The following is an 11,093-nucleotide window of genomic DNA, read 5'->3' as shown; positions in this document are numbered from 1 at the left end:
GAAAAAGAAGTCTATCAGGGAAATGAGAGAATTTTTAACATCTCTGCAAAGAGAACTGAATGCTGAAATTTCTGCTATCAAAAAAGAAGAAAAGAAGAAGAAAAAATCTCTTTATGAAAGTTCTTTGAACAAGGTTATAAAACTGAACCGAGAATTCGGAAAACAGGACGAATTGTTAACTGAAGAAAAAAAAATACCTTTACTCGAACCACAAGTTGGACAACAGGTTTGGGTAAAAGATATCGAAACTTCCGGAGAGATCATCGAGATAAAAGATAATAGTATTAAAGTTGAAGTTAATGATATCATTTATACAACTAATTCCAGAAATCTATTTCAAATTGAAAAAACAAAAATAAAAAAAAGCGAGTTTAGAAAGAAGATCAAAATCCCTGAGAAAGAGATAAAATTTGAATTAAAAGTTCTGGGATGTACATTCGACGAAGCTTTACCTTTAATTGAAGAATTTATCGATAATGCCCTTTTGAGCGGATTGAATTTAGTTCGAATCGTGCATGGAAAAGGAACCGGAGCTCTGCGTTCAAAGATCAGACAGTATCTCAGAAAAAGCAGAAAAATAAATAGCTTTTTTACTCCCCCACCGGAAACCGGAGGAGATGGAGTAACTGTTATCAAACTGGAGTGTTAAATTAACCTCAAATTGTAGTTCGGAACTTGTTCCGTTTCCCCTAAAAAGAATATCTTGATGAAAAAGGGATTCAGAACAAGTTATGAACTACAGGAAATAGGAAAATGGATCAATCTCAAATAGACAGTATTCTCGAACACAACAACATCGTTGATGTGATCGGTAGTTATTTTCCGTTAAAACGGGCAGGAAGCAATTATAAAGCCCGTTGCCCGTTCCATGACGAGAAAACTCCATCCTTTGTAGTGAGTGAGAAAAAACAGATTTTTAAATGTTTCGGCTGCGGGAAATCCGGAAATGTTATCACTTTTGTGCGGGATTATGAAAAAATTTCCTTTTTTGAAGCTTTGAAAAAACTCGCCCATCGAGCAGGCATAACTTTTAAGGAAACAAAAGTTGATAAAAAGAAACAAACTCGAAAAGACCTGATCTATAAAATTTATACTCTCACAAATCATCATTTCAGGGAAAACCTGGAGAAATTCGGAAAATATGCAAAAGAATACTTGATCAAACGGAATCTATCTTCGGAAACCATCAAAAAATTTGAAATCGGTTATGCTCTGGATAGTTTTGCCGGATTGAAGAATTATCTTCTTAAAAATAATATCAATGAGCAGATCCTGATGAAAACAGGTTTATTTGGAGAAAATGAGAAAGGAACTTATGACATTTTCCGCAACCGTTTAATGTTCCCGATCCATTCTGTAAACGGGAAAATCATTGCTTTCGGAGGAAGGACTTTAGCGGAAGATCAATCCGGGGGAAAATATATAAATTCTCCCACAACTGAAATTTATATTAAAGGAAATGAATTATACGGTCTGTTCTCAACTCGTTACGAAATTTCCAAAAAAGATTTTGCCCTGATTTCCGAAGGTTATTTGGATTTCCTCCGTCTTTATGAAAAAGGATTCACCAATTCCGTTGCTTCTCTCGGAACTTCCCTGACCGATTCCCAGATAAATTTATTAAGCAGGTACACAAATAATTTCTATCTTTTATATGATGGAGATATTGCCGGTCGAAAAGCAGCGATCAGAGCAGCTTCCAATGTGCTTAAAAAAGGAGCAAACGCAAAAATAATCGAGCTGCCGATTGATGATGATCCAGATAGTTTCCTGCTTAAAAATGGAAATGAAGCTCTCGAAAATAAGATCAAAAACGCAAAAAAGTTACCTTTATTTATCTTTGAGGATAAAAATCTTAACCTCGATCAGAAAACAAAACTGAATCTTTTGTTCGATGTTCTGAACGAAATGACCGAGGAAATTTCTCAGGAACTTTTTGCCAAAGAGATAGCTGAAACCTTTAAAATATCAGAACATTCCATTCTTTCCAGGAGAAGAAAAAAGTATTTTCAAAAAGTAAAAAAAGAAGAAAAAACTGAAATCTCCAGATTTCAGGAGGAGCGTGATCTGCTCAAAATCATCTTAAATGAAAAATCTTATTATAAAAAAGTTGCAGAACAGCTGAATTCAGATTATTTTTTATCAGGAATATATGAAAAAATTTTTGAGCAAATTGCTGAGCATATTGAGAACATTAACCAGGTTGCCGGCTTGCTGGATTTGATAGAGGATGAGATAACCAGGAATACTTTCTCTGAGTTGCTTATGGAAGATGTTCCAAAGGTTGATATTGAAGAAGTTATTAAAACGGTTAAATTAAGAAAATATCAGGATGAACTAAAAAAAATAAATAAAAAAATTTTCGAAGGAAAAAACTTCAAGGAACTATCTCAAAAGAAAAACAAACTGAAAAAAAAGATTCTTGGTATAAATAAAAAAGTTGTTAGAAAGACCTTATATTAAGGAGAATTAATGCTTAGTTATAACGAATGTTTGACGAAATTGATCGAGCTTGGCAGGAAAAACAACGACCTGCTGACTTTTAATCAGATCAATAATATTTTACCGAACAGTCCTATTTACCTCGATAAGATCGAGGAAATAATTACTCACTTAACAGATACAGGAATTGTTTTGATCGATGAAACTCATAAAAGAGTGACCAAGAAAAAAGTATCAGTTAAGAGTAAAGCACCGAAAAAATTCAAGATCAAAAGGTATTATGACGATCCGGTCAGAATGTATCTCAAAGAAATGGGAAGAGTTCCTTTACTGGATAGAGAAGGTGAAGTTCGCATTGCCAAAAAGATCGAAAGCGGTCAGCGTTATATCAATAAATACATTTTTATGTCCGGAAGTACTTTGCGGGAAATGGAGAATTTTTTTCACAGATATAATGAGAAAAGAGTAAAAGTCGATCAAATTTTCAAGATCGAATACGGAAGCTGGGTTGATAAATCCCAGGAAGCACGCTTGATCAACGAATTTTCCATTGTCATCAAAGAAGTCAGAACAATTTTTGAAGAAATCGGAGAAATCCTCGACAACAGTGATTATGATGATACAGGACATGTCCTGGAACAGATTGAAGTGGATAAAAAAAGAGTTAAAATTCATGCTATATTCAATCGCTTGACCTATAATGAAAAACTCTTGAAAAGAATGGTTTACCGGATCAGAAGTCTGGTCGATAGAATAAATGACAGCCAGAAAACGATCAAACAACTCTCCAGAATACGCAGATTTTCCATCGATGAAATTTGCACTTATGGCAGAAAAGCTAACAAATCTGAAGAAGAATATAAACAGGTTCACAAGGATACAAATGTTGAACCGACTGTTTTTATTGAAACACTTAGAAAAATTAAAAATGCTCGCAGGAAAATCCGCAGAGTTGAATTAGAAACCAAAATGACTGCCAGTGAAATGATCTATCTCCTTGGGGAAATCAATCGCGGTGAGAAGATGAAAGAGCGTTCCAAGAATGATATGATCGAAGCAAATGTCAGGTTGGTTGTCAGTATTGCCAAACGGTATAATAATCGCGGACTCGATTTCCTGGATTTGATTCAGGAAGGGAATACAGGTTTGATGAGAGCTGTGGAAAAATACGATTATCGAAAAGGATTCAAATTCAGCACTTATGCAACCTGGTGGATTCGTCAGGCAATAACCAGAGCGATCGCAGACCAGGCAAGAACGATCCGAATTCCGGTGCACATGATCGAATCGATCAATAAAGTTAAACGAGCAAGCAGGAAACTATTGCAGGAACTTGGAAGAGAACCATATCCGGAAGAGATCTCCAATAAACTTGATCTACCGATTGAAAAAGTTAAAAGCATTCTTGCTATCACCAAAGAACCTGTTTCTCTCGATAAACCTATCGGACACGATGATGAAGACAGTATGTTGGGAGATTTTATCGAGGATAAAGGAACAATTTCTCCGGAGAGAATGGCGGAACGAACTTTACTGAAAAAACAGGTCGATGAAATCCTGCAGACATTAACATCTAGAGAAGAAAGAGTGATCAGACTTCGTTTTGGAATAGATGACGGTTATCACAGAACTCTGGAAGAAGTAGGAAATATTTTCAATGTGACCAGAGAACGAATCCGGCAAATCGAAGATAAAGCTCTGCGAAAACTTCGTCATCCTACCAGAAGTAATGTCCTAATGAAATTCATTGAAAATTTCAATGTGAAATAAAAATAATCCTACTCAATCTCCTTTGTATAAAGAGGAAATTCTTGACAGTAAAAACAGCAAATTTGTTTTAACAACTTTAAAAATTGTAGGGCCTATAGCTCAGTTGGTAGAGCTTCCGGCTCATAACCGGACGGTCAGAGGTTCGATTCCTCTTGGGCCCATTGATGTTTCGACTCGTTAGTTCAGCGACGAGTCGATTTTTTATCCAATCATGCTTCCGGCTCATATCCGGCAGTTGCCGGACAGAGGTTCGATTCCTCTTGGGCCCATAAATTTAAACCTTCAAGGTTTTCTGAACCTTGAAGGTTTTTTTCGATTTACCGCTTCAATAAGATCATCTTCTTCGTCTGCGACCGTCTCCCAACTTTCAATTTATAAAAATAAATTCCGGAAGCTACATTTCGATCATGATCGTCTTTCCCGTTCCATTCAATCGGGGATTGACGGTTTTCGATTGATAATTGTTTCACTTTCTGTCCTTTTATATTGTAGATTATTATCTCTGCGTCCTCCGTGTCCTCTGCGGTGAAAAAAGAAATCGTAGTTTTGGCATGAAAAGGATTAGGATAATTATTATGTAATGTAAATTCAATATCATCAATTTCCCCATCTCCAACCGAAACTGCCGGGAATTCGATATCAATGGCTGCATAATTTAACATCCCGCCGTTATTCAAACCAAAACCATGTATGGAAGAACCGTAACTGTAATCATCGAGAAAGAAGAGATGCAACCTGCCGTGATTATCACCAAGATCTTCGATAACATCTCCGGGATAAACATAAACCGGTATCATATCTGTAAGTTCGGGAGTATCGAGCGAGTTCATAAAGATAGGTTCACTCCAGTGTCCTCCGTTATCCGATGAGACTGAAATTGCAATTTCCGGAACTTCGATCCAATCCTCATATCCTTCTTCTCCAGCATTGGCAAGTTTTGATTTCAAACCGTCATGCCAGACTGCTGCCAGCCAGCCATTTTCCTCATTCTTTACAATTTTAAATACATTTTCATGAAAAGCGGTATCATTATCATAAAAATAAATGGGCCATCCACTGTACCAGAGAACATTTCCCTCATCATCATATTCATCGACTGCTCCGTCTTCATTAATATCCCAGGGAATCATAGGAATATTATCATCCGGATCTGCACCTGTATAATCAAGATCATAAAAACTGAAAGACTGGGAAGCAATATCAAATTCAAATGCTTTCGGATAGATAGCATAGGGCCAGTAAACACCATCTCCTCCATCAGGATCATCTCCTTGCAGTCCGAGTGCTCCGGTAATTCTAATTTTCATATCATTATCGGTAAAGATCGCATTCATATGTCCTGCATGGATCATCCCGAAATAGAGATCGTAAGGATTCCCATTATCATTCTCAAAAGTATATTCCGTTCCCTGCTGATTCATAGGATTATCGATCCAGAAACGAAGATCCTGTGAATAATATGTGTATTCTCCTTCTCCGTAATTATCATTATAAAAGACAAATATCTCATCTTCGGTGTTATATCCCATAAAAGCAATCTTGCCGTCATCCGAAACTGCACAGGCTTTAAAAGGTCTGATCCAGGGATCTCCATTCCATTCATCCATTAAAGGAATCGTTGAATAAGTCCAGTCCAATGAAGATTGATTATCAATATCCGAAGTATTAAAATCAGCAATTGCGATCAAAACATTTTCAGAAGGATTACCGTCAGCTCCATGTCCCTGATAGTTGTTTGCATAAATATAAACTCTGCGATGATCTTCGAGAGGAGAAGGTCCGATAAAAGTGTAGGGCCAGCAGAAGCTGTCATCCGGGTAGGGAGTATCCAGTTCGCTGTTGACGATCACAGGATATGTTTCTCTCCACAAACCGGAAGCTCCAAGCATGTGAAAAAGATCATAGGAAAATAATGCGGTAGCATCAAGAGTTCCGAAATTTATATGGTATGAAACAAAAGGATCTGCTGTAACCGGATCTATGTCTATTCCTCCGTAACCTTCCCAGATGGGAGTATTGCTTACCGGAGCTGATGCCAATACATTTCCCTGGTCATCGACATAACTGTAATACTCTCTTCTATCAATACTCGATGTTTCCTGCGTATGATATAAGATATAAACTCCTCCTGCCGGATAACCGTAAGGTTCGGACACAGCAGGCTGAATCCGTACCGGAAGACTGTTATAACTTCCCGGCATATAATCATAATAAGTTGTGATAAGACTGGTTGGATCAACGATGAATTCCCATTCCGGAACATCGCGTGAATGTTCATAAACCAAACTACTTCTGGTATTGATCGCTTTCTTATGCAGGATATACCCAAACAGGTTTAAAACTAATAAAATTAAAACAACTGAAATTAAAATCTTTTTCATGATCCTTCATCCCTCCTGAATTATTTTTCTAAAACAGAAATTCAAATTGATTCTATATAAGTCAATTTATTTATTTTTAAAATCGAATTTTTTGTATGAAATGAATTTAAAGAAATAAACTTCAAAACTCCAAACACAAAACAAATTAAAAATTATTTGACTTATAAATTGCAAAATAAATTTAGTGGTCAGGGTAAAAAATGAAAAATAATTTGAGATTTTGATTTAGATTTATTGAGTTTTATTGATGATATAAGGAATCGTTATGAGCACAAAAGATAAACCAGATAAGGAACAAGCTCACAAAAATACTTTTCCCTCCAAACAAATTGGAAAAGTTTTTATGGAAAGCGAAGAAAAATATCGAAGCCTGTTTGAAAACGCACCGGATGGAATTTCATTGCTGGATGCAAAAGGGATCATCATCGATTGCAATTCCAAAGAATGTGAATTCCTTGGTTATAGCTGTGAAGAGATAATTGGAAAGCATATAACACATTTTTTCAGAGATGAATATAAAGAATTGTTCAAAAAAAAATTTCCCATTTTACAAAAAGAAGGTAAAGTCGAATTAGAATTGGAATTAAAAAGAAAAGACGGTTCTTTTTTTCCGATAGAGAGAACAGCAACAGCATTTTACGATGAAGAAGATAACTTTTCTGGTGTGATCGTTCATACCAGAGATATCACCAACCGCAAGTTAGTAGAAAAAGCATTGCGGGAAAGCGAGAAAAAACATAGATTATTAGCTGATCATGCTACTGATGTCATTTCCCTGCATGCATTTGACGGAACTTTTCTTTATATTTCTCCTGCAATAAAACAACATGGATATGAACCGGACGAATTGATCGGGAAAAATCCTTTTGAATTCTATCATCCGAAAGATGCGGAAAGATTATCAAAATTGATGGTAACTCCTGAAGCTATCAAAAATAATCCGGTTTTTACGATTAGATTCAGGAAGAAAGATGGTTCTTATATCTGGGCAGAAGTCAGAAATACGATTGCTTTTGATGAAGAAACAGGAAGCAATTTCATCATCAGTGTTTCCAGAGATATTTCGGAAAGAAAACAAGCAGAACAAGAATTGCAAAAAAGCGAAGCTAATCTTGCCCAAGCACAGCAAATAGCGCACCTCGGAAGCTGGGAATGGGATATCGAAAAAAGTATAGATTTCTGGTCTGAAGAGATATTCCGAATCTATGGATTGCCATACGAAAAATCAGGAATTTCATATAAAACATTTTTAAATTCTGTTCATCCCGAAGATCGAGATTTCGTTAAAAATTCAGTTAATGCAGCTTTATATGAAAAGAAACCTTATAGTATCGACCATCGCATCATTCGTGCTAACGGTGAGGAAAGATATGTTCATGAACTGGGAGAAGTGGTTTTTGATAAAACCGGCAAACCGGTTAAGATGATCGGTACAACCCAGGACATTACCGAGCGTAAACATGCAGAACTAATCCAATCTGTTCTCTATCAAATTTCCAAAGCTGTTAATACAACTGAAAACCTGGATGAACTTTATCAGATTATCCATCGAGAGCTCGGGAAAATAATCGATGCATCTAATTTTTATATTGCCAATTATAATGAAGAAACCGGTGAAATAATTGCTCCTTATTTTGTAGATGAAAAGTTCGATGTTAAACCACCTGTTCAATTAAGAAAAAACGGATTTACGGAATATATGATCCGGAATAAGAAATCTTTGTATTTAACTGAAAAATTACGGGAAAAATTGATCGGGAAAGGTGAGATCGTCAAGCATAACTGGAAATGCAAAATATGGTTGGGAGTTCCTCTCAAAATCGAGGATAAGATAGTCGGCGGATTAGCGGTTTTGAGTTATCAAGATGCATCGATTTATACGGAAAAGGATCTGTCCCTGCTGGAATTCGTTTCAGATCAAGTTGCGATCGCTATCGATCGCAAGCAAGCAAAGGAAGAATTGGAATTTACGAATAAGATGTTTAGTACTATTCTTTCGGGTCTGCCTATAACCGTCACTTATATTAATAATGAAGGAATCTTTACCAGGTCGATGGGAGCAGGATTAGAAAAATGGAATATCAAAGAAAATCAGCTTGTGGGAGTAAATGTTTTCGAAGCTTATCCTCATGTGATGGACTATGTTAAGAGAGCATTAAATGGCGAAATGGTGGAATTTATCGATACGATATTATATCAGGGTGAAAATCATTATGTTTATAATTATCTTGTACCGGATAAAGATCAAGGATCGATAAATGTTGGTTTGGATATTACTGAACAGAAGCGAGCAGAACTGATCCAGGCTGTTCTCTATCAAATTTCCAAAGCTGTTAATACTACTAAAAACCTGGATGAGCTTTATCAAATTATCCATCATGAACTCGGGAAAATAATCGATACGACTAATTTTTATATTGCCAATTATAATGAAGAAACCGGTGAAATAATCTCTCCTTATTTTATCGATGAAAAGTTCGATGTAAAATTACCTCATCATTTAAGAAAAAATGGAGTTACAAATTATATAATCAAAAATGCACGATCATTATTTCTTACTGAAGAACTTCGCAAAAGATTGATTAGAGAAGGAAAAATAACCGATTATGTTAGAAGAAGTAAAATATTGTTAGGTGTTCCTCTGAAAATAGAAAAAAAGGTCGTCGGTTGCATTGTCGTGCGCAGTTATAAAGAAGAATCCGTATTTTCGAAAAAAGACCTGTCTGTTTTAGAATTTGTCTCCGATCAGGTTGCAGTTGCAATTACTCGTAAAAAAGCAGAAGAAAGAGCCGAACATTTGAATGCAGTTCTGCGTGCGATCCGCAATGTAAATCAACTGATCGTGCAGGAAAAAGACCGTCATCTGCTGATCAAAAAAGCGTGCAGAAATTTCATTGAAACCAGAGAATTTCATAGTGCCTGGATTGCTCTTTTCGATGACAAGGAAAAGATCATTGATTTTGTTGAAGAAGGCTTAAGTGTGAAACTTCCCAAATTAGATGAGAAGTTTTTAGAGAATTATATTCCCCCTTGCATTACGAAAACACTTAAATCCGAAGATGTTATTTTATTCCGGAATGTCGAATCAGACTGTATAGAATGTCCCAGGTTCAAAGCAAACAAAACACGAGGTTGGAGTGTGATGTCGAGAAGTCTCAAATATGATGATAAGTTTTATGGTATTATTAATGTTACCTTTTCCTCGAGATTTATCGAAGATAAAGAAGAGCTTTCGCTATTTAATGAAGTTGCCGGAGATATTGCTTATGCTCTGTTCAATATGGAAGTTGAGGAACAGCGTCAAAAGGCAGAAGAAAAGCTGCGGGAAAGCGAAAATAATTTGCGAACACTTTTCAATGCAATGACAGATATTGTGTTTGAAATAGATTATGATGGGAGATATATCAACATTGCCCCAACATCACCTGAACTTATGTTCAAACCTTCGGAAAAAGTAATTGGAAAAACATTACATGAAGTATTCCCGAAACCCGAAGCCGACATATTTCTTGCATTTATTCGTAAGTGTCTTAATGAAAATAAAATTAACAACATTGAATATCCTCTGTTCATAAATGATAAAACAATCTGGTTTGAAGGCAGGGCAGCTCCAAAAACCAAAAACAGTGTGCTCTATATTGCCCGTGACATCACCGCGCGTAAAAAGGCAAAAGAAGCTTTACAAGAAAGTGAACAATTAAACAGAACTGTAATCGAAAATTCTCCCATCGGTATTTCTGTAAGAGATAAAAACGGAACACTTCTTTTATCAAATAGAGCCTGGCAAAAACTCTGGGGATTATCTAACAATGAAATTTCCGATTATCATAAACCAAGAAAAAAACTGGCTTTTAATGATAAAGATTCTTACCTCGTTGACCATCTGGATAATATTAATAAAGTATATAAAACAGGTGGAGAGTATTATATCCCGGAATTAAAACTTTCTCATCCTAAAAAAAATAAAGCTGACTGGATATCGCAATATTTTTATGCAATTCAAGATGAAAAAGGAAATGTGCAAAGAGTGGTTATCCTAACAGAAGATATTACCGAAAGAAAAAAAACTACGGAACGGATAAAAAACGATCTACATGAAAAAGAAATCCTGCTCAATGAAATCCACCATCGAGTGAAAAATAATCTGCAGGTTATCTCCAGCTTGCTCAAACTCCAGGAATATCATATTAAGGACAAAAAAATACTTGAAATTTTCAGGAAGAGTGAAAACAGGATAAGATCGATGGCTTTGATCCATCAGAAACTTTATGAAACAAAAGATTTTGTTCATATCGATTTTGAGAATTATATTAAAAGTTTGTCGAGAATGCTCTTTGGTTCATACGATATAAATCCTTCAAAAATAAGGTTATTGCCGGATATTCAAAATATCACCTTCGATATTTCACGAGCTATCCCGATTGCTCTGATCCTGAACGAGTTAGTCTCAAATTCTCTAAAATATGCTTTCCCAAAAAACGAAAAAGGTGAGATCAAAAT

At 35.8% G+C, this 11,093-nt stretch carries 5 protein-coding genes and 1 tRNA gene; 5 read left to right on the top strand and 1 reads right to left on the bottom strand.

Going from position 1 to position 11,093, the window contains the following annotated elements; genetic code table 11:
* Positions 1-22: 22 nt before the first annotated feature.
* From ENL20_10095 to ENL20_10080, 4 genes are all read left to right on the top strand, one after another.
* A complete protein-coding gene (locus tag ENL20_10095; GenBank protein ID HHE38906.1) occupies positions 23-649 on the top strand; it encodes a hypothetical protein in 627 nt (208 codons plus the stop codon).
* A gap of 104 nt (positions 650-753) precedes the next feature.
* Complete coding sequence (locus ENL20_10090) at positions 754-2,463, top strand: DNA primase (protein ID HHE38905.1); 1,710 nt, start codon at positions 754-756, stop codon at positions 2,461-2,463.
* A 9-nt stretch (positions 2,464-2,472) separates the two neighbouring features.
* Positions 2,473-4,212: an RNA polymerase sigma factor RpoD gene (rpoD, locus tag ENL20_10085; protein HHE38904.1), complete on the top strand. Its 1,740-nt coding sequence runs from the start codon at positions 2,473-2,475 to the stop codon at positions 4,210-4,212.
* 88 nt (positions 4,213-4,300) lie between these two features.
* Positions 4,301-4,373 (top strand) — tRNA-Met (locus tag ENL20_10080).
* Positions 4,374-4,529: 156 nt separating this feature from the next.
* Here the strand turns inward: ENL20_10080 and ENL20_10075 are convergent.
* On the bottom strand, positions 4,530-6,593 hold the full coding sequence (locus ENL20_10075) for a T9SS type A sorting domain-containing protein (protein ID HHE38903.1): 2,064 nt from the start codon (positions 6,591-6,593) through the stop codon (positions 4,530-4,532).
* Positions 6,594-6,858: 265 nt separating this feature from the next.
* Between ENL20_10075 and ENL20_10070 the strand changes: the two genes are divergently transcribed.
* Positions 6,859-11,093, top strand: a 4,235-nt coding sequence (locus ENL20_10070; protein ID HHE38902.1) for a PAS domain S-box protein, incomplete at its 3' end; no start/stop codon positions are given.

It is taken from the genome of Candidatus Cloacimonadota bacterium (assembly GCA_011372345.1).
Taxonomy (GTDB): Bacteria; Cloacimonadota; Cloacimonadia; order Cloacimonadales; family TCS61; genus DRTC01.
Note: the sequence above shows the minus strand (reverse complement) of the source record. Positions and strands in the feature narration are given on the sequence as shown.